Annotated in this window: 18 protein-coding genes and 1 pseudogene; 7 read left to right on the forward strand and 12 right to left on the reverse strand. The window is 57.5% G+C overall.

Annotated features, from left to right (window positions below; translation table 11 throughout):
- Nucleotides 1-81: 81 nt before the first annotated feature.
- A complete protein-coding gene (locus IP81_RS00540) occupies nucleotides 82-1,278 on the forward strand; it encodes a glycosyltransferase (protein WP_054106004.1) in 1,197 nt (398 codons plus the stop codon).
- 5 nt (nucleotides 1,279-1,283) lie between these two features.
- Here IP81_RS00540 and IP81_RS21570 read toward each other — a convergent pair whose 3' ends face one another.
- Genes IP81_RS21570 through IP81_RS00555 form a run of 3 tightly spaced genes read right to left on the reverse strand, consistent with a single transcriptional unit; the run spans nucleotide 1,284 to nucleotide 4,127 of the window.
- A complete protein-coding gene (locus tag IP81_RS21570; protein ID WP_197274465.1) occupies nucleotides 1,284-1,808 on the reverse strand; it encodes a DapH/DapD/GlmU-related protein in 525 nt (174 codons plus the stop codon).
- A gap of 59 nt (nucleotides 1,809-1,867) precedes the next feature.
- Nucleotides 1,868-2,815, reverse strand: a complete 948-nt coding sequence (locus IP81_RS00550; RefSeq protein WP_054106005.1) for a glycosyltransferase family 2 protein — start codon at nucleotides 2,813-2,815, stop codon at nucleotides 1,868-1,870.
- 10 nt (nucleotides 2,816-2,825) lie between these two features.
- Entirely contained in the window at nucleotides 2,826-4,127 is a 1,302-nt protein-coding gene (locus tag IP81_RS00555) for an O-antigen ligase (RefSeq protein ID WP_157573019.1), read from the reverse strand.
- 205 nt (nucleotides 4,128-4,332) lie between these two features.
- Between IP81_RS00555 and IP81_RS00560 the strand changes: the two genes are divergently transcribed.
- Nucleotides 4,333-4,602, forward strand: a complete 270-nt coding sequence (locus tag IP81_RS00560) for a hypothetical protein (RefSeq protein ID WP_082355854.1) — start codon at nucleotides 4,333-4,335, stop codon at nucleotides 4,600-4,602.
- Nucleotides 4,602-6,626: a hypothetical protein gene (locus IP81_RS00565; RefSeq protein WP_054106008.1), complete on the forward strand. Its 2,025-nt coding sequence runs from the start codon at nucleotides 4,602-4,604 to the stop codon at nucleotides 6,624-6,626. Before IP81_RS00560 ends, IP81_RS00565 begins: the two co-directional genes overlap by 1 nt.
- A 126-nt stretch (nucleotides 6,627-6,752) precedes the next feature.
- Here IP81_RS00565 and IP81_RS00570 read toward each other — a convergent pair whose 3' ends face one another.
- Nucleotides 6,753-7,862, reverse strand: coding sequence for an acyltransferase (locus tag IP81_RS00570; RefSeq protein ID WP_197274466.1), 1,110 nt, complete (start codon nucleotides 7,860-7,862; stop codon nucleotides 6,753-6,755).
- Between the two features lie 113 nt (nucleotides 7,863-7,975).
- Here IP81_RS00570 and IP81_RS00575 point away from each other — a divergent pair, with 113 nt between their 5' ends.
- Both IP81_RS00575 and IP81_RS00580 read left to right on the forward strand, forming a co-directional pair.
- Nucleotides 7,976-8,932 (forward strand): hypothetical protein, encoded by a 957-nt coding sequence (locus tag IP81_RS00575; RefSeq protein ID WP_054106010.1) that lies wholly within the window; start codon nucleotides 7,976-7,978, stop codon nucleotides 8,930-8,932.
- A 97-nt stretch (nucleotides 8,933-9,029) separates the two neighbouring features.
- Entirely contained in the window at nucleotides 9,030-10,115 is a 1,086-nt protein-coding gene (locus IP81_RS00580; protein WP_082355841.1) for an acyltransferase, read from the forward strand.
- Between the two features lie 36 nt (nucleotides 10,116-10,151).
- Here the strand turns inward: IP81_RS00580 and IP81_RS00585 are convergent.
- Nucleotides 10,152-10,385: pseudogene (locus IP81_RS00585) on the reverse strand (acyltransferase family protein); the annotation flags it as partial.
- Between the two features lie 261 nt (nucleotides 10,386-10,646).
- Here IP81_RS00585 and IP81_RS00590 point away from each other — a divergent pair.
- Complete coding sequence (locus IP81_RS00590) at nucleotides 10,647-11,315, forward strand: hypothetical protein (protein ID WP_054106013.1); 669 nt, start codon at nucleotides 10,647-10,649, stop codon at nucleotides 11,313-11,315.
- Here IP81_RS00590 and IP81_RS00595 read toward each other — a convergent pair.
- The 4 genes from IP81_RS00595 to rfbD all read right to left on the reverse strand — a co-directional run bounded on the left by IP81_RS00595 (nucleotide 11,312) and on the right by rfbD (nucleotide 15,450).
- A complete protein-coding gene (locus IP81_RS00595; RefSeq protein WP_054106014.1) occupies nucleotides 11,312-11,944 on the reverse strand; it encodes a sulfotransferase family protein in 633 nt (210 codons plus the stop codon). The genes IP81_RS00590 and IP81_RS00595 overlap by 4 nt on opposite strands.
- A gap of 49 nt (nucleotides 11,945-11,993) precedes the next feature.
- Nucleotides 11,994-13,463, reverse strand: a complete 1,470-nt coding sequence (locus tag IP81_RS00600) for an oligosaccharide flippase family protein (RefSeq protein ID WP_054106015.1) — start codon at nucleotides 13,461-13,463, stop codon at nucleotides 11,994-11,996.
- 81 nt (nucleotides 13,464-13,544) lie between these two features.
- Nucleotides 13,545-14,600 carry a dTDP-glucose 4,6-dehydratase gene (gene rfbB, locus IP81_RS00605; RefSeq protein ID WP_054106016.1) on the reverse strand — a complete coding sequence of 352 codons (1,056 nt, stop codon included), beginning with the start codon at nucleotides 14,598-14,600 and terminating at the stop codon, nucleotides 13,545-13,547.
- Entirely contained in the window at nucleotides 14,593-15,450 is an 858-nt protein-coding gene (gene rfbD, locus IP81_RS00610; protein WP_054106017.1) for a dTDP-4-dehydrorhamnose reductase, read from the reverse strand. The genes rfbB and rfbD overlap by 8 nt, the downstream gene beginning before the upstream one ends.
- 737 nt (nucleotides 15,451-16,187) lie before the next feature.
- Here rfbD and IP81_RS00615 point away from each other — a divergent pair.
- Nucleotides 16,188-16,838: a M48 family metalloprotease gene (locus IP81_RS00615; protein ID WP_197274467.1), complete on the forward strand. Its 651-nt coding sequence runs from the start codon at nucleotides 16,188-16,190 to the stop codon at nucleotides 16,836-16,838.
- A gap of 71 nt (nucleotides 16,839-16,909) precedes the next feature.
- Here the strand turns inward: IP81_RS00615 and IP81_RS21200 are convergent, their stop codons facing one another.
- From IP81_RS21200 to lptE, 3 genes are all read right to left on the reverse strand, one after another.
- Nucleotides 16,910-18,313, reverse strand: a complete 1,404-nt coding sequence (locus tag IP81_RS21200; protein ID WP_231626186.1) for a sugar transferase — start codon at nucleotides 18,311-18,313, stop codon at nucleotides 16,910-16,912.
- A gap of 192 nt (nucleotides 18,314-18,505) precedes the next feature.
- Nucleotides 18,506-19,528 carry a DNA polymerase III subunit delta gene (gene holA, locus IP81_RS00625; protein ID WP_054106019.1) on the reverse strand — a complete coding sequence of 341 codons (1,023 nt, stop codon included), beginning with the start codon at nucleotides 19,526-19,528 and terminating at the stop codon, nucleotides 18,506-18,508.
- Nucleotides 19,529-19,555: 27 nt separating this feature from the next.
- Nucleotides 19,556-19,987, reverse strand: a complete 432-nt coding sequence (gene lptE, locus IP81_RS00630) for an LPS assembly lipoprotein LptE (RefSeq protein ID WP_197274469.1) — start codon at nucleotides 19,985-19,987, stop codon at nucleotides 19,556-19,558.
- Between the last annotated feature and the right edge of the window lie 36 nt (nucleotides 19,988-20,023).

Genomic DNA, 20,023 nt, shown 5'->3' on the forward strand with positions numbered 1-20,023 from the left:
GATCGAGGCGATCTTTTGGGTTGAGAGGTGGCTTTCGGAGGCTGTATTTCAACCCGTTCTGCTGCAAGAGCAAGGAACGACGTGACCGCCCCTCCCTCCAACCGGCCTTTGATTGTGCACGTATCGGGGGATTTCCCCGATCCGGTGGAGCCCTTCAAGACACCGGTTATCCGCACTCTGATTGATCTGACGGCCACACAGTTCAAGCACCGCGTCTTTTCCTTGAATCGCCTTGCGCCAAGCCCTCGTCAGCTTGCGAGAGATGTTTTCTCCGGTAATCGCGCAGATCTTCGCGGCGTCCGATCAAGCGATTTCGCCTATGGTACGGCGATTGAGTATGCAGCGCCGTCGAAGGGCATCTTCCACGAGACGATACTCGTAAAGCTGGGCAACTGGCTCGCGGGTGAACTGGCCAAGGGGGAAAGACCGGCCCTGATCGTGGGACACAAGCTCTCTACCGAAGGGCTTGTAGCAGAGCGGGCGGCGGATCTTCTAGGCATTCCCTACGCGGTCTCGATACAGGGCGACACGGATACCAAGATCGTCAGGGCGCGGCCCGACCTTGCCAAAAGCTTCTCGCGTGTTTTTCATCGGGCCAGTACGGTATTCCCTTTCGCCCCTTGGGCATTGCACGCGATGGAAGATAGGTTCGGGCCGCGTCAAGGGCCATCGCGCCTGCTGCCCTGCCCGACCGACATCGACACGCCCGTTGCGCCACTGGCAGGCGGCAGCGGGTTCATCTCGGTATTCCATTTGAAGAATTACAAGCGAAAGAACTTGCCGGGCATGTGCCGTGCCATGAACGTCCTTCGTTCCCGCGGGGTCGAGACAAGCCTGAAGGTCGTGGGCGGCGGGTCGCAATCCGATTTCGCAGCTTGCCTCAGGGAAGCGGGCGCGCAGTCTGTCGTCGGGTTTCCGGGAGCAAAAGACCGGAGCGGCATTCGCGACGACATGAGCCGGGCAGCAGGCTTCGTCATGCCGTCATTACGGGAGAGTTTCGGGCTGGTTTTTATTGAGGCTCTGTTCTGCGGCCTTCCGATCATCTACCCGCGTGGTGCCGCCGTGGACGGGTTTTTCGAAGGCAAGCCTTTCGCGATCAAGGTTGATGCGCACGATCCCGAAGCAATTGCTGACGCCATGCAGCATGTGCTGGTCAATGAGTCATCGATGAAAGCAGCACTGGCCCAGTGGCAAGTGACCGACGAAGCGGCCCGGTTCACGAGGGAATGGATAAGCCGTGAATTTGCTGCCGGTATCGCTGAAGCGATTGCCAGCTAACGCCCTCAGCCTGCATCATCCCGCACTGTCCGCTGGCCGACAATGCGCGCAGGTGATCCAGCTACGATCGCAAAAGGCGGGACATCGCCCTTCACGACTGCGCCGGCCGCGACGATAGCGCCATCGCCGATCCTTGCTCCAGGCAGGATAACGGCGCGCGTTGCCAGCCACACGTCATTTCCGATCTCGATGTCTGCTTCCCGCATGGCTTGATCCGTGACCGGGCTTCCTTCGTTGTAAGCGTAGGTTGCGGCCGTGAGCATCACCTCCGGCCCGAACAGCACGTCGTCACCGATTCGGATACGCCCATCGCGCGGACCTGCCCATATATGGCAGCGCGAACCCAGCCTCACCCTGTTACCGATTGTAATCCGGTCGGGGTTGGAAAACACCACATCCGGGCTGATGCTCGGAGATACACCAAGCGAAATCTGCCGTAAGGGCGTGACGTGACTGTAGTTGTAGTAATTGACCAGCTTGAACAAGTGCGCCCAGGCCCTGGGATCGAATGTCGAGGCCAACAACCGCACGAGGCGCCCCATACGTCCAATAGATTTCTTCCTCGGCAGAGCAGAAGGATCAGCCACAGTCAGTACCCCCGCAGCCACTCGCCGCGCTTCTTCCAAATGTTGTGCCAACTGGTCTCCTGATCGCTCTTGCCGGTGACGCGCGATTTGAACCAGGCGCCGAGCCTGCGGTTGGCAATCCACAGCCACAGCAGGCCAATCCCCAGCCGGGCCCTTGGCTTGCTCCAATGATCGCGGACCAGCGTGACTTTGGATTGCAGCACACGCAGCACCTTGTCCTCCCGCTTGTTGCTGGAAGCACCGACGAGATGCATGATCTGCGCGTCCGGCGTGATCATCGGGCGGCAGCCCAGCTTGGCTGCACGCAGGCAGAGATCGTGTTCCTCGCCATACATGAAATAGCGTTCGTTGAATCCACCGAGTTCGCGCCACAGCGCCGTACGGATCAGCAAGAAACAACCGACGACGACATCGACATGCCTTACACTGTCACGCTTCCACCCGCCGATACCCTCGGGATTGAAGAACGTGGTATCGCGAAACACTCTGGTTAGCCCGGTCGCAGAGCAGAACAGGCTCCAAAGTGTCATCGTGTTCCAGCATGACGCGATATTCAGCGATCCGTCAGGAAATACTGTCCGCCCGCCGACGATGCCTGCTTCGGGGTGTTTGCGACCGAAATTCACGAGATTTTCGATTGCGCGCGGATACGTTTCCGTGTCGGGATTGAGCAGGATGAGCCATTCCGTATCTGCCATTTCAGCCACGGCGTTGTTCGCGCGTGCAAAACCGATATTGTCGGTGCTGCGGATCAGCTCGATGTCGGGGAATTGCTGTGCGACGGCATCGGCTGAACCGTCGTGCGACGCATTATCCCAGACGATGACACGCATGGAAACGGCTCCAGCGTTTTGAAGCAAGGTTTCGATGGCCTTGATCGTGAGTTCGCGCGTATTGTAGCTGACGATGATAACTGTGGTATCATGCGGCTGTGTTGTCGTCTCCGTCACTGGACGCCCCTCATCGCAACGTGGCCCGATTTGACGCGGGCGGGGTGACCGCAGCTGGTCCTTGCAGCGAAAGAACCATGCCAAGCAGCATGAAGAACCAGCTCGCCATCGGGCCAAACAGCGCGACGGAGAAACCCGCTACCGCCAGGATGAACACAGCGACTCCCAGTCCGACTAGAAACGTCCGGTCAGTCAGGTTTGCGAACTGTGTGAGGCGGGCCACCGAGTAAATTGCTGCAATAGACAACGCGAGAAATGCAATTGCGGCAATCAGGCCATGCCGCATCGCCAACAGCAGCCAGTAATTGTCCACGCTCCCAACCATCCAGCTTAGACGCTCGTATTCCTTAAAACCAATTCCGAACCAGGGATATTTTTCAACCGAGCGCCAGCCGAAATACCAGATCAAACGACGAAAATAGCCAGTCGCGGGATTAAGGCTTGCGCGGATTAGAAAACCGCTCAAACCGCTGCCGGAAGCGATCTGGATGAACAGCATCATGGCTGCAGCCAAGACAAACAGCAGCCGCCATGTCAGAAATGCCGCATATCTGCCGGCATAGTCATAAGCCAGCAACCCAACTCCCAGCGCGAGCGCGAAGAGCGCTGCAGAGCTGACCGAGAAGAATGAAAGAAAGCTTGCTGCGATACCGGCATAGAGCGGCCAGCGCCGCAGGCCCGATGTCCAGTATAAAGGCAGCAGAGCGGCCAGAAAGATGCCAGCGAGAATTGGGTGATTGAACGGTCCGGACGCGCGCAGCAGCCCAAGACGAACTTCATAATAGCCACCAGTCAGCAAGCCTACTGCGACACCGTTTTCGTAGCGGGACAGCGCACCGAATATCGAGGCGGCGAGAGGTTTGATGATTTTCTCGTGAGTTATACTCTCGACCGCCATGATCGCACCGACAAAAGCAACGCCCGGCGCGATTGCGAGCAGCAATCTGCGCAGGTCAGAAAGGTCCTTTATGCTGACGCGTGCGATCACGTAAGGTGCGATCACATCGAAAGCGAGAGCGGCGCCACGCACGAAACCGTCGCCAAATCCGTAGACCGCGACAAAGGATATGATCATCCAGCCGCTGCCAATGAACATCCAAAGATCGGCTGGCCGATAATTCAAATGGCCACGTGCCAATCGGGAGAGCACCCACGGCAGCAACATGAAGCATGCGATCCGCCAAGGATACAATTGAAGCTCTGCGACAGTGATGCGCACTTCTTGTGGCAGTAGCGTCGAATAGGCGACAAGCACGACCGGCAGGATATCGAGGAGTGACCGCCGAGCAGGAACAGGTACAGCGCGGGCCATATGTCCGCCTGGAACCGGGCCATCGACCAAAATGCGCGACATTGCCGTCAAAATGCCTGACCTCCTTGGCTCAGGCGGTTCTTGCCCTATTAGACCAACTGCCGCAAGCATCTGTTGCAATGCAACAAGCCTGAATCTGCTTTCCTACAATATGCGCCCTCTGATATGCCAGTTGTTCTTGTTATGTTCAACTTGGAGGACCATCATGTTCGTCGACCCTTTCATTCACACCAGCAATAACCCGACATCACCCGCCGAGACCTGCTTCGAGATTATTCCGAACGATTCAGCAGACATCCAGATGGCAACCAAGGCAATCTATGTCGGTCAAGGTGGAAACCTGGCGATCATCTCTGTCCGCAACGAGTCGCCCGTGACATTCACGAATATCGCACCCGGGAGCATACTGGACATTCGCGTCCGGCGGATACTGGTTACCGGTACGACTGCCAGAGAGATCGTGGGGCTCGCGTAATGGGACAGTTCTCGTTTGGCTTTCGCGCGCAGCGGCTGCGCGCAGGGCAATCCAGTGCCCGATTGCCCTCGCTCGTACCAGGCGCAGCCTGGACCGGTTTAGCAAATTCGGGCTTCTCCGCCCTACCCGCCGATCCTGTGCGCACAACCGCCAAACCCATCCTCCGGCTCATGGTTGTACCCAGCCAGCACTTCACCGAAAGAATTGTCATCGGTGTCATGGCCGGTGCAAACAATTCAGGCTCGCTGATCGAGAATATGGGTCTGGAGATGGTGCGGGTCCATTATGAAGGGCGATCAGCCGACATCACCGCGCCGAGTTTCCAGAAAATCGTCGATGCAAATGGTCAGGAGCGGGAATACTTCGGGTGGTGGGCCGAACTGGTAAACGATGGCCGTTATGGTCATGCTCACATATACTTCGAGGCGATTCCGCTCGACAGTACGATGCAACGCCGGGTCATCGGCCCTTTCCGGTTCAGTCCGCAACGGGTGCTTCATGACCACACGATCGAGATCGCGCCGTCGCTGCCTATTGTTGCGGGCAAACGTTACCAGTCGATCACCGACGCCCTGAGGTGGTTGCGCCAGCAGACGGCACAGAACCCGCTGGTGACCATTACCGAGCTAGGCACATACAGCATCGATGACACCGGTGGTTCGAATGCGGGAGGCAGCGGTTATTACACGATTACTGCATCTGCCCCGGTCACGATCACCCGGAATGACGAGGCCTCCTTGCGCGCCAGAATCGACGGGCTTTGCCTGCGCGGTGCGAATATCACTCTCGATTCAGCACGGACGCTGCGCATCTTCCATGAAGGGCTGGGCAACCAGCACTGGTTCGATGGCGTGCGCGTCATCAACTCGAATGGCCGCTACTCGCTGTGGAGAAAAGGCCAGCGACCGGTTTCCGTCTTCTTTGGCGGCCGGGCATACATAACCGAGTGTACCATCAGCGCGTTGTCTTATGGGGTGACCGCCGCCACCCTTGCCCGGGGCAACACCCTTGCCAGCGGCTACAACGACGGTGCGACCAACGCGGTCTGCGTGGTACACAACCGGTTCGACGATCTGGACAGCAACGAGGGCTGGAAGGTGAATGTGCCGGCATTGTCGGTCGTCTATACCGGGCCTGAGAGCGTTGCGACCATTGCAATCTCAGGCGGAAACGAAAACGACGGACGTGTGGTCACGGTTACTTGGGGCGCACAGTCCGCAAGCTTTGTTCTCCGCAACACCTCGGCCGCATTCATCGCCGGCACAAACTATAACGTTGCCAATGTCGTAGACTGGCTGAACGGCCTCGGTGTCGGTTTCGCAGCCACATTGCTGGATGACACGCGCCGCGCGACCGCGCTGTCCATCGACGGCAATCGCGGCTCTGCAGTCGCTCCGACAAACGTGAAAGACACCCCGCAGACGCTGGTCACCTATTTCGATCTTCACACCGACTGGTATCAGCAGAATCCGGCCAGCACGGGCGAACCAAACGAAAATTACGCCATCGCATTCAATACGGTCACGAATTTTGCCGGGCAGGTTCTGTTCCTGTCGGCAAGCACCCCCGCACTTGACTTCCTTGTATTCAACAACGCCTTCCACACCAAGCCGGATGTCACCAATTACAGCCAGTTTGGCCGGTCCGTGCACAGCCACGTCGTGATCGTGCACAACACATGGAGCAACCAGCGGCTACTATTGCGGGTCGATCAGGGTTATAATCCGGACTCCTACTGCATGCTAACCAACAACATGCTTGCGGACATGTTTTGGTACGGTGTCCCGGATGGAGGACTTCTCATTTCCAAGAACCATCTCTTGGAAGGCGCGTCAGGGCAAGGCCTCGGATCTTTTATTTCGCAAGGCGGGAATAGCGAATCCAATCTAGCTTCAGGAACAGCGGGAGACTTCACGCCTAGCGGTTCACTCGCATCAAACCGCAAGGAGGCAGTTGTCGCTTTCGACCGGACGGGCCGCAGGCGTTCTGCCTCGGACGCAGCGGGATGCGACGCGATTGTATGACGTGAGACGGGGCAGTTTGCTGCCCCGTCGCCTTTGCCGGATGCCTTGATGCCCCGCTTCGCGACGGCAATCGTTTCGCATCAGCACAAATAATCCCTCGCCATTCCTCAACCGGCGACTTTTGGATCAGGCTCTTAGACCGACCCGGCTCAGCGCTTCTCGACAAATCCGGCCCGGCAAAGACTTGTGTTGCAGCGCCGGCTGCTCAACAAAGGTCCATGTACACCAGGCAACGCAGAGCGAAACTCCGAGCCCGGTCACGAACAGGAGAAGGCTAGAAGTGAACGGCCAGATGTTGGTCAGGATCGTAAGCACGACCGCGTGCGTAAGGTACAGCCCGTATGAAAGGTCGGCCTTGGCCAGCAGGTCAGACCACGGAAACCGACAGGTGCCGATCACGATCACAAGATAGGCGATAAGCGGGGGTGCCAGAACAAACGCGGCCTTGCTGCCGAGGCACAGCAACAAGGCGGCCAACGCTCCGCATGCCCATGCAAACGAGACGGGAACGCGATCGCCGAACAGATAGAGCAGGGTGCCAGCCCCGAAATATCCGAACAGGAACAGCAGCACGAACAGCGCATTTTTGTCCTGCGTTTCGGTCAGCGGGCCGTAGAGCATGAGCATAGCAACCATCGCGCCCGCCCAGAGCGCGAGGAACAGCCACTTCCTGCGCAAGAGTCCGGCCAGCGACGCTCCGGCCAGAATGATATAGCACATCCATTCGTAGCGCAGCGTCCATAGCGCGCCGTTGACGTTGCTGGTTCCGTTATGGCTTGTTACGCCCGGTAGTTGCAAGCTGAGCGACGTGGTCATGTTCTTGAGATAGAGCCAAGTCTTCGCATTTGCGAAGTAATCGGCAAGCGATAGTGTAGTCAGCAATGGTCCGACCAGCAGCGCGGTGGTTGCCACCACGAGAACGAGCAGCGGCATAATGCGCATGAAGCGGCGGCTGAGATATTCGATAACATTGCCGTTTTTGGTCAGGCCCGGGGTAACAAGAAAACCGCTCAACGCAAAGAACAGCGACACAGCGAGCAGCCCCAGCTGGGTGTAGCCATTGCTGAATGCAAACAGCCAGTCATCGCGGACCGGATCGATCTGAAGAACCAGTGAATGGTGCAGCACGACAGAACTGGCGGCCACAAGGCGGATCGTGTCAAAGCCTGGGCCGTGGTTGCCCACCTCCGCGAAAGCCTGCCTGAGCGTCTTGGCCCGCAAAATTACAGCTCCCACGGATGAATTCATTTCGTATGTGCACAAACTGCTTAGATTGTGCAACAAGGCAATGACAGGCAGGCTCGCGTGCAGGTTTGCCCTCAAAAGATTGACAGCCAGCGGAGTTTGCAATGGCAGTGCCTACGTTCGATGTTTCGATTGCTGCACATTATGTCCCGAAACGCATTCCCTACCTTGCTGAAGTGCTTAAGGCGGTCGTCGAATGGGACCGGCCTTCTGTAACAGTGACGCTGGTCACCAACGATATTGCGATCGCCGACGAACCGTTGATTGTCGAGGCGCAAGCCGCGCTGGAAAAGCGCGGCTTTAAGGTACGCTTCGATGTCGCGCACGGGATGGCCCACCCGTGGCACCTGACCTGGTGGCACAAGGCTCACCTTCGTGAATGGTTTGAACGGAAGGGTACTACCGAGGACTTGTTCATGTATATCGAGGATGACATTGTCGTCGATGCAGACAACGTCGCGTACTTTACGCGCGAGTTGCCCAAGACCAAGGCAGTCGGCTGCCTCCCCGGTTTTCTGCGCTTCGAAAAGCGCGCCGATGGCGTGATCATGTCGCCCGACTACCTCGGGTACCAGATCGTCCAGCCCCAGGAGACGAAAACGATCGACGGGCAGGTCTACGTCGCGCCGACCTTTTCGTATTGGGCGGGTTTCATCCTCGACCGCGAACTGTGCGCCGAATACTTTGCCTCGCCGTGGTCAGATCTGGAAAAGGCAGACACCATGCCGCAATCGTACAAGCATTCGTGCCGGGTCCAGTCGGCCTGGGCATTGACCTACTGGAACGTACCGGAAGGCCTGCATTCGCGTTATGTTGTGCCGGTGGACGCGAACCTCGACCCGTTGCGCTGTGCCTTGGTATGGCACTCGGCCGACAATTATTCGATCTCAAACCAGTACAGCTTCGGCACTGTGCGTATGGCCGACATCTTCCGAAAGGGGGGTATCACGGCAACAGTAGACCAGCTGTTGTGGAAGGCCTCCGCCTTCCGTCGGCGCATTGGTGACAAGATCGAGCGCGAAAAAGCCAAGCGACTTAAGGCGTCCCGCAAGGCTGTGTGAATCTGTTCATCGGAAACGGGTTTGGCAAGCGGGAATGAAAAACGCTATAGACTATCGTCCATCCGCAATATGATCTGGCTATCAAAAAGGGCGTCCATTGTACAACTTTACCGCGATCAATCGGATTGAAGGGCTTGATGGACTAAGGCTTTTTGCAGTGGGGCTTGTGCTCCTTGGGCACTTCGGTTTGCCCCTCGTGCCGGCGGGTCTTGGTGTCACGATCTTCTTTTTCATAAGCGGCTTCTTGATCACGGTTCTCCTTTCGCAAGAGATGCGGGAGAACGGCTTCATCGGGGTCAAGAATTTCTATATTCGGCGCTTTCTTCGCTTGGGGCCGGAGTTGCTTGGTCTAATCGCGGGTTCGATCGCCTTGGGGGCAATTATTGGCACCGGGCCAAAGCTGATCGATATTTTTGCCGCGATTTTCTATTTTACCAACTACTATATTGCGTGGCTCTATTTTTATTTTGGCGCAGATTCGGTGCCGTATTGGACGCACCTTTGGTCATTATCCGTTGAAGAGCACTACTACCTGACATACCCCGCCATCTTCGGCTTCGTGTTCAGCAACGCGCGAATAAGGAGGGTCTTTTTTGCGTCTATCTTAGGGGGCTGCCTTGCTTGGCGAACCTTTCTTGTCGTGATGGATACCTTCCCGCTAACTTGGACAAATCCTTACACATATATGGCCTCCGAAGCACGGATGGATTCGATAGCTTACGGTGCCCTGTTCGCGTTCATCGCCCAAAAGCGACGGCGTGTAGGTCCTCTTGCAAGCGGACTTTGCCTGATGGGCGGGCTAACATTGCTCGCTTTGTCACTGGCTATACGAAACCCAGAGTTTCGCGAGATCTTGCGTTACTCGGTACAAGGCATCGCTTTATTTCTCATCTTTGTGCATTTGTACCTTTCCCAAAACAGAAGCCCATTAATGTTCCTCCTCGAATCAAGGGTTTCGCGGGTAGGCGGACTACTCTCCTATGGCGCTTATCTCTGGCATAGCGAGGTTCTGCGCGTCTTCGCAGCCATTGGTCTTGGCACGAGAAGTACAAGCCTGACCGCCAAGCTCATGTTCATTCCGCTTGGCATCGCCGTGACCTTCTTGTTGGCGTGGATCAGCTTCCGTGTGCTGGCCATGCCCGCATTGGGCCTTAGAAAGCGCTTCGGATCGCACACCCTTTAGTTATGGACGCGCGGTCGGGCATCGTCCGTCCAGCCATGCAGGCAGGATGCGGCGGGCGCGCCGTTCATAAAACCCGATGATCGAAAACCGGCGCTCGTCGAGTTCGCGCGCCAGAATACCGGTGATCAGGAACCCCGAAATCACAAAAAAGATGTCGACGCCGACGAAGCCACCAGGAAACGCCGAAAGCCCGGCATGGTTCAATACCACCGGCACCACTGCAAGGCTGCGCAGCCCATCGAGATCGCGGCGGTAAACAATATCAGACATGAACGGCAATGTCCTTCAGGTACGGCGTAGCGGTTACAAAGGATTGTCCCCTTGCTGCACCGCAATCTTTATCGACGTGCAAGAGAATTTTCACCAGCAATATTGCTCATCCGTCTTCGCTGTTGCACAAGGGACAAGCTATTCCCGTCCCTCAACAAACTCCTCGCAAAAGGAATGTGATGTTTTTCTATGACATAGCATCACATTCTAGAACTCGAGCACATCCAGCTTCTCACTCATGAACGCCAAGGACACCCTTTAATGCTGAAGAAGATTCGTCGGCTGCGTGATATCGCCCGCTTCATGTATGCGCAACGCATCGTCGGGTTCGACGTGTCGGATACACCTTGGCTCGACGAAGAGACCGCCCAGTGGCTGGAAGCGCGTCTGGCGAAAACTGCGATGTACATGGAGTTCGGTGCTGGCGGGTCGACCAGGCTGGCGGGGCGAATGAAAGTGCCTACCATCTCGGTCGAAGGGGATCGCTACTTTGCAAGGTCTGTCCGCCGCGGGCTGGCAGCCGATCATCAGGTAACCGTTCTGGATGCTGGTATTGGCACCACCGTCGAATGGGCGATTCCTTTACCTGGCAAGCCCAACGATCAGCGCGCTGCCCGGTGGGCAAACTATGTCAACGCTCCCTTTACTGCGTTGGCTGCACAGCAGCGGCCGTTCCCCGATCTGGTTCTCGTGGACGGCCGCTTTCGCCGCGCCTGCGCACTCAAAACCGCACTTGAGGCTGGACAACACGCAGCCAGCGCTGAATTGCTGTTCGACGATTATTTCGACACCGGTCGCGAACACTATCATGTCGTCGAGGAAATTCTCGGCGCGCCGCAAAGGATCGGACGCTCGGCTATCTTCTCGATCAGACCGGTCAACCCGGCGACACAGGCCCATGTCGACGCGGCAATCAGGGATTACCGCTAGCCCTTACCATCAGGCATCAGGCCGAGTTTGCGCTTAACACGGGTTTTCAGTCGTTCGAGTTGATAGCCCAGCGTCTTGCGCTTCTCGGCCTTGTTGGCGTGAACGAACGATCCCTCGGGTACATCTGTCCGGTTCAGAAAGGCGCCCAATTCGCGCCATCCATCTCCCTTCTCGAGATTCAAGACCAGAAAATCGTTGGGCCGATCGGCGAAGTAAGCCTTCACGGTGTCGTTGTGCGCCAGGTAAACCTCGTGATAGCGCTCCTTGTTCCCGGCTGGTGCAGGGGCGTCTTCGCCATAAGTCATCTGCCGCATCGGTGTGGGCGTTTCGCCGAAGTGCTTGACCATGGAATCATACCAGGTGTCGGCATCGCGCTCGGTTAGGATGAACTTGGCACCGGGGAAAGCTTGATCAAGCTCGCGGAACATCAGCGGCCAAGGCATATCCTGCACTGCGTCGTACTTTTGCGCCAGTTCCAGCCCAAGTTCTACATAGCGAGCGCGCAGTTCGTCCAGCGGCAGGGTGGTGCCGAAGTAGTCTATCACCGAATAGCCGAGATGTTCTAGCGCTTCGCCCAGTGACGACGTGCCGGTCTTCTGAAATCCGATACCAAAAACCTTGGGTTGCACTGTTGTTTCTCCGTTGCGCAAAGACTAATTCAGGAATGCAGTATCACGTTTAGCGTTTCGTGCGAGTTGGTTTGAGTCTCCGCACTTTGCCGAGAATATCGACAACGAAGTTGCGGATATCCGGAGACAGCCACAGCGACCACACCCCGATGATGCCCAGCACCGCCAGCTTGGCAATCACTTCAAGCAGGCTAAGACCCGGCAATAGCAGCGTTGCAGCCAGTGTCAGCGCCAGCAGGCCAACGGCTTGCAGCGAAAGACGCAGCGACATGCCCAAGATGCCGGAACGCCAGCCCAGTAACAGGAAATCGGCTGCGCCCCGGATGATCAGGCCGACCGCCACACCAGTAATTCCATACCATTTCGCCCCCAGATAAATGATCAGCAGAAACGGTATCACTTCCATAAGCAGCGTGGTCGTCGTATCTTTCGGGCGACCGGTCGCTCGCAGCATCATCGCGGGCACAACGCTTGCCGACAGGTACATAGAGGAAAAGGCGACAAGCTGACCGACCAGAGCGGATCGGCGGGCGAAATCGGGGTCGATCCAGATCGCGAAAAAAGGCTCGATAGCAACGATGGCCGCGGCCGACATGCAGGTCGATGCCGCCAGATTCACACGCGTCAGCTTTTCAGCGATAATCGTGAAGCCATCCTTGTCGGCACGCGAGACTTTGGCGAACATGGCTTGACCGACGGCACGCGAGAACAGTTGTGTGCGTTGCAGCAGGTTGGCAGGCACCGCGTATAAGGCCACCGATGCCGGGCCTAGCAGGCTGCCGATGACGAAGCGGTCCGAATTTACCAGAAGCTGCCGACCCAGCGCGCCCACACTGGTCCAGATGCCGTAGCCCAGCATGGGCTTCATCCACTGCCGCCGATAACGGGGCTTCCAGCCTGCGGGCACGTGCTTGAACGTAACGAACAGCAGGAAAGCGAGCGAGATCAGCTTGCCGATCATGCTGGCCGGGACAGCATAGGTCAGGGTCGGTTCGAACACGATGATCGCAAGCAACGGCAACAACTGTTCGAGCATCGTGCCCATGAAATTGCGGATGTTGTAGAGCAGGAACTTCTCCCGCCCGATCAGCGCACCGCTCAGGACGCCATTCACGGTGGTGATCGGCAAACCCACTCCGATCCAGCCCAGCACACCCATGACTTCGCCGTAAAGCTGCGGAGACAGGTCCATGAAATGGCCGAAGATCACCCACGCCCCGGCCATTGCGACCACAGCGCCGGCAGCGCCGAACACCAGACTCAGGACCAAGCCAGTCCAGAATATCTCCTCCTTCTCGCGACCCTCGTCCTTGGCGCGGCGCGAGATTTCGTACTGGACCGATTGTCCTACGCCGAAATCGAAGAAGAACAGGAAGCCAGTTAGCAGCCAGACCAGCACCAGAGTTCCGTAGCGATCCTCGCCCATCCGCGAAATGAACATCGGGACTGTGACGAACATGACCGCCAACGGCCCGATCAGGCCAGCCAGATTGTACGCAGCGTTGCGCTTCACCGCCATGAACGAACTCCGCTGGCACGAAGGTCACGCATCGGCGAGAATGACGAAAAGGTCTGCGTCTGCGGCATATGCAGCAAGCGCTCAACGCGCCAGCAGCGGGCGCCACCAGTCCTCGTTGTCGAGATACCAGCGGACCGTATTGCGTAGGCCGTTCTCGAAATCGTGCTGCGGGACATAGCCGATTTCGGCCCGCGCCTTTGTCTCGTCGATCGCGTAGCGACGGTCGTGGCCTTTGCGATCCTCGACGAACGTCTTGAGCTCACTGGTCGGACGAGCCCGGGCAGCAGGCGCATCGGGGTAGCGTTCTGCAAGGCCCTCGATCTCGGTGAAGGCGCGATCGACTTCGGCGCAGATGCGGTCGATCACTGCCATGTTGGGCAACTCTTCGCCGCCGCCGATGTTGTAGGTTTCGCCCGGCTTGCCGTGGCGGATGGCCGCCTCGATCCCCCGGCAATGGTCCTCGACATAGAGCCAGTCCCGCACATTCATGCCATCGCCGTAGATCGGCAGAGGTTTGCCCGACAAGGCGTTAAGCATGAACAGCGGGATAAGCTTTTCGGGGTAGTGATACGGCCCGTAGTTGTTCGAGCAATTCGTCGTCGTGACGTCCAGCCCGTAGGTATGGTGATAGGCACGCACGAGATGATCGGACGCAGCCTTGGATGCCGAGTAGGGTGAATTGGGCTGGTACTGCGTCGTCTCGGCAAAGGCCGGATCATTGGGGCCGAGCGATCCGTAGACCTCGTCGGTCGAGATATGGTGGAACCGGTGCGGCTGTCCGCTGCCACCGTCGAGCCAGACCGCCCGCGCGGCCTTGAGCAGGCTGTTGGTGCCAAGGATGTTGGTATCGATGAACGCATCCGGCCCGGTGATCGAGCGATCGACATGGCTTTCTGCTGCAAAGTGGACAATCGTAGCGACATTACGCTCGCGCAGCAGCTTTTCGACGAGATCGGTGTTGCGGATGTCACCGACAACCAGCTCTGCCTGCTCGACGCCTGCGATGGTCGAGCGGTTGCCGGCATAGGTGAGGCAATCGAGCACGACGATCGCGTCATCGGGATGCGTCTTGCCCCAATAGTGAACGAAGTTGCCGCCGATGAATCCGGCACCGCCGGTGACTAGCAGGTTAGCCAAGTGCCTGTTCCTCTTTGAGCATTTTCCGCAGGTTAGCGCGCCAGTGAACGGCCTCGTCGCCGAGCGCGGCGCGGGTAGCGCTTACGTCGAGCACGGAGAATGATGGCCTTCTTGCTGGCGTCGGGTAATCTGTCGTGGCGATGGGCACGATGTGCGGCACACGGTGCAACAGGCCGATGGCCGTTGCCTCTTCGGCAATGGCGACGGCGAAATCGTACCAGCTGGCAACGCCCGCATCGCGGTGATGCCAAATGCCCCGCTTGTCAGCCATAGCGAGCCCCCAGAGCGTCCGAGCAAGGCCTGTTGCCCAGGTCGGTGAGCCGATCTGGTCGGCCACAACGCGCAATTCATCGCGCTCGCGCATCAGGCGCAGCATTGTCCGCACGAAGTTCGCGCCCCCAGCAGCGTAAACCCAGCTGGTGCGAACGATGATTGCCGCATCGCCCGCCGCATCCTCACCTGCGGCCTTGCTGGTGCCATAGACCGATTGCGGATTACGCAGGTCTTCAGGACGGTAGCCATGCCCGGCAGTCCCATCGAACACAAAATCGGTCGACACCTGCACGAGTTTGCCGCCCGTGCGCAATAGCGCGGCGGCTAAGGCGGCTGGCGCTCGGGCATTGATAGCTTGCGCAAGGTCGGGCTCGCTCTCGGCCTTGTCAACTGCGGTATAAGCGGCAGCATTGAACACGACATCGGGTTCTTCGGCGTCGACCATGCGAATGAGGGCATCACGGTCGGAGAGGTCCAGCGCGGCGCGATCAAGCGGGACGCAGGTCCACCCCTTAGGCGCAGTGCGCAAGAGCGCCTTGCCGACCTGACCGTTTACGCCTGTTACTAATGCCTTCACGAAAAAGCGGTCACGTTTTCGAGATACATGCCCGTCGCAGCTATCACTCCTTTTCGTGCCATCCAATTCAAGCCTTCTATTCCCGCGAAGCACTGCTGATGTATACATAGCGCTTCTATCGATTGCTAGCGCAACCATTTGTGCATTGCAGCATATTGTGCCTTGCGGTCAATGGTTTTTGTGTGAAAACGTGACCTCCTGGTTTTCCTCCAAGAACGATTAGAGTCTGGCCTGAAGTAAGGATAGACGATGAAGCGAACGAGGTTTTCAGAAGAGCAGGTCATTGGCGTGTCGAAGGAGACGGAGGCGGGCGTGGCAACCCCAGCATTCAGATGATCGACAGCGCAATAGTCCGGACACATCATTGTTCAGCCGACGCTAAACGGGGGGCTTCGTGTCAGGTTCTTTCGGCCTTCGTTGATTTCGTTCTGCCAATACCGTAAATTTTTTGTGTTTTTGCAATGGTTGGCTTCGGAGTTAAGCCCTTGTTCCCAAGAATGTTTGGATATTTGGTTGGTTTCGTATTCGCCACTGCCGCGTTGGGGGCAACGGCCAGCGAAGTCGTTTGGCCCGCCAGTCTCCGCCAAAATCTGGATCGCGTTGGGCAAATGCAGTGGCGGTTGCGACAAGCTTCGAATAGCCGCTGTGCCAAGACCGTAACAGATATAGGTGCCGGCTTTGACCATAGAGGGGCTTACGCAAGTCGCCATTGGCAATTGCTGGAGGAAACTTTGGGCATGGCAGCCGATCCTGTTCTGGTTGGTGTGGCACCAGGCAGCCCGGCATCGAAGGCTGGCTTGGCGTCTGGTGATACTGTGGTTTCGATTGGATCGGTGTTGAGCGCAGAGATTAGCGCTACGCGACGCGAGGGTGAGTCTGCCGCCGAAGTGTTTGATCGTTGGATAGAACAGAGCCCGGCTGGGAAGCCGCTGGTAATCGAGGTACGTCGCGGAACGCGCACCGAGAAAATGACCATACTCCCGCTCAGTCAATGCGCTATAAAAATAGTATTCAAAACTGATGCGAAAATCGATGCGTATAGTGATGGACGAAATGTCGCTGTGACGACCGGATTGATTGAATTTTCCAATAACGATGACGAACTGGCGCTCGCGATTGCCCACGAATTCGGGCATGCAATTGCTCGTCATTCCGGCAAGGTTGGTCTCACTGAGCGTCGCGCGCGCGAGGATGCGGCGGATGCGATCGGTATACGGCTCGTTGCTTGCGCGGGGTTTGATCCCCAAAAGGCAATGATCCTTTACAGTCGTTTGGCACGCCGGGATATCTTAGGGTTTTTGCGTGCGCCAACCCATCGAAAGTACAGCGCTCGCATCGAACTTATGTCGCAGGCTTTGCGCGCTAACGATGGTTGCATGATCAGTTAGGCCCTGATTAGGCAAATTTCGGCCACCGGTTTTGGCCGGGATATTCCCTGCAAAGGTCAAGGTTGGCGTAGTCAGAATGCCCGGTCATGCACAAGCACGACGAGGGTGTTCAAAATGATTTTGATGTCACGCAAGATTGTCCAGCCATCAAGGTATTCAAGATCGGCTTGCAACCGGTTGGCAAGGTCGGTTTCCGTGTCGGTCGCACCGCGCAGGCCGCGCACTTGTGCAAGCCCGGTCAAACCCGGCTTCAACGAGTGCCGGAGCCAGTAGCGATGATCGACTTCCCAGAACAGCTTGTCGCCTGCCAGTGATCCGATCGCGTGGGGGCGGGGGCCGACAATCGACATTTCACCGCGTAATACATTGAATATCTGGGGAAGCTCATCAATGCTTGTGCGGCGGATCAGGCGACCGATCCGCGTAATGCGGTCGTCATCCTTGCTGGCGGAACGTGCGCCTGTGGCGTCGAGCTTCTCGATCCGCATGGAACGGAATTTGAAGATCGGAAAAAACCTGTTTCCGCGACCGGTGCGTTTCTGCACAAAGAATACAGGCCCGCCATCTTCCAGTTTGATCAATGCGGCAACAAGTACCAACAAAGGGGAAAGGACAAGAACTGCGCTGCCTGCAAGTGCCATATCAAGCCCGCGCTTTATGGCCCGTGCACGAAAGCCCAGCGGACCGCTCGCCACGATCAGCGCGCCGTACCCACGCTCACGTCGCGCGCCAATCACGCCAAGGCTGTTGACTTCCGGCTCGATGATTTCGCCCGAAACGTTCGCGCTTTTGAACACAAGTGCCCAAGCAGAACGGCTTTCGCGCGAGCACGAAACCATCACGCGGTCCATGTTCATCATGTAGAGGCCAAGCCGGTCCATCATGTGGGGGTCTGACAGGTCGGGCGCCAGATGGTGTTCGCGGGCATCTATATGGTACGCATGCGGCACACGCAGCGGCGCTCCGCCATCATCAATCAGCAGTATGTTGATTCCCGCCACGCCGCAGCGGGCTTTGATGACCGGCCGAACAAGGCCGCGATACCAAATTAGCAGCAGCATTGCGAAAACAAGGCCAAGAATAGCCGAAACACGCGAAAAGTTTTCCGTGCTTTTCGTTGCAAAGCCAACGAACAGCAAAACGCTTTCCGCCCCCATCAAGGAGAAAGTGGCCCGAGCCCTGGCAAAATTTGTGCGCCGCAAAGATTGCAGCGAGTAAACTTGCACACTGAGCGCGATCGTCCAATAAATCGGAAGCAAAACCTGCCCGTGTACAAGCGATGCTTCATCAAAAAAGCTGCCGAGATAAACCCAGCTGGCCACGCACAGCCCGCCCAGGATTGCGGCACCGTCAAGTAGCAGCATTCCGATGTAGAGTTGCAGCCGGCGCTGCTCAAGTTGTGGCGCAAGCGGAAGCGTTATTCTGCGCCGGTCTTGCGACTGGCGCATCTCGCTTATAGGGACGTGCTTGGTCATCACGTGTCTCGCTGTCAAATGCCACTAAAGCCCGTCCAACACGACGAGCTAAAATCCGGAGAATCCCGTATTGGTGCGCTGACCCATTAACTTGCTGCACTGCGGGAAACTACCAACCGTTTTGGACATATCAAGGTCGAAGATAGACATAAGTGATAAAAATCACTCGATATAGCGCGATTCTAAAACACTCTACCGCACTGCGGCACGCGCAATTTCAGCAAGGCCTTGCGCAAGCATCAGCTCGCCGTTGCGGCTATCCGAAATCAATGTGCGGTGCAGCATCGACAAGCGTTCGGTCAATCGTACCAATCTGGCGCCGCGCCAGCGCCGCAATTGTGCAGTAAGATCAGGCCGGTCACGGAAGAAGACGCGCTTTGAAGCGACTTCCTGTTCCATGAAGCTCGTCACATCGCCGCGCTCGCCCATGCGTGCAGCCAATTGCACCAATTGTGCGGCGCGGCGCTCGAATGCCAAAAGCAGACCAACCGGATTCAGGCCCATTTCGCGCATCCGCGCCAATTCTCCGGGCAATTTGCGCGCATCTCCGCCCAACACAACATTGACCAAGGGCATCAGACTATCATCTTCATTTGTCGCGCAAATTTCATCCAGCGCAGCGGCGGTAGCTTCGCGCGGAGCTTGTGGTGATGCATCGAGATAGAGCGCAAGCTTTTCGATCTCGCTGCGCGCCATGCGCGTGTCCAAGCCGGTTGACCGGGCAAGGCGTTCAGCAAGGCTGCCGTTCAGTTTAACGCCCACTGCATCGCCCATGTCGCGCACAGCATCCGCCACGGATTTCAGGTCTGGCAGATAAAACATCGCGACCATCGCGGTTGCTTGGTTGTCCAGTAATTTGGCGATTCGGGACTTATCGGTGGCGGATGTCGCAACAATCAGCACCGGCCAGCCATCCACAGGGCTTTCCAGCAGCGCTTCTACAGAATCATAGGCATCGTCACCGGCCGCGCGGATATGGATGATTCGTTTGTCACCGAAGAGGGAAACCGAGCGCGCCTCGTCGGCCAGTTTTACCGGATCACGTTTCAGTTCCGCGCCGGTTAATTCTACCTTTTCTGCCTCACCCAGCAGGCTGGCGATCCGGTTCGCCGCATCGCTGGCGCCTGCTTCGTCAGGGCCGCAAAAATAGAAGATACGGCATTCGCGTGCTGCTCGCGCAGCACTTGCGGCAAAGGTCTTCTGGTTAAGCTTCACTTGGCCTGGTTCATTTCTGGGCCCGGATCATTTTGCGTCGCGCAGCCGCACCGAAACGCGCGTCACGATCTGGTCTGCCACTTCCTGTGCCAGATTTTCCAGCGCGGTCTGTTCGGCCGCGATAACGGCATATTCGCTGTTGACCACATCGAACCCGGCATCTGATCCGGCAGTGGCATCAAGCAGCACATTGCCAGAGGTCAGATCGACCAACTGGTAGCGGGCGCGCAAGGTCCGCCTCTCGCGCGTGGTCGTATCATTGGACAACTGGCCCAGCCCCTCGACCGTATCATCCAGTCGGATATCCAGGCGATAGCGCGCTGTGCTGTTTTCCTGCCCGGCGCCAAGCCGGTCGGTCAAGGCATTGCGTACCAGCCAGCCCGATTGGCCTTCGATCGGGCCAACGCTCACACCAGAAAGCGCGCGGGCAACGCCGCCGCCGCTGCCACCGGCATACATCGGCTGCAACCCGCAGCCGCCCACCAACGCCAGTGG

This window comes from Novosphingobium sp. AAP83, from assembly GCF_001295795.1.
Lineage (GTDB): Bacteria > Pseudomonadota > Alphaproteobacteria > Sphingomonadales > Sphingomonadaceae > Novosphingobium.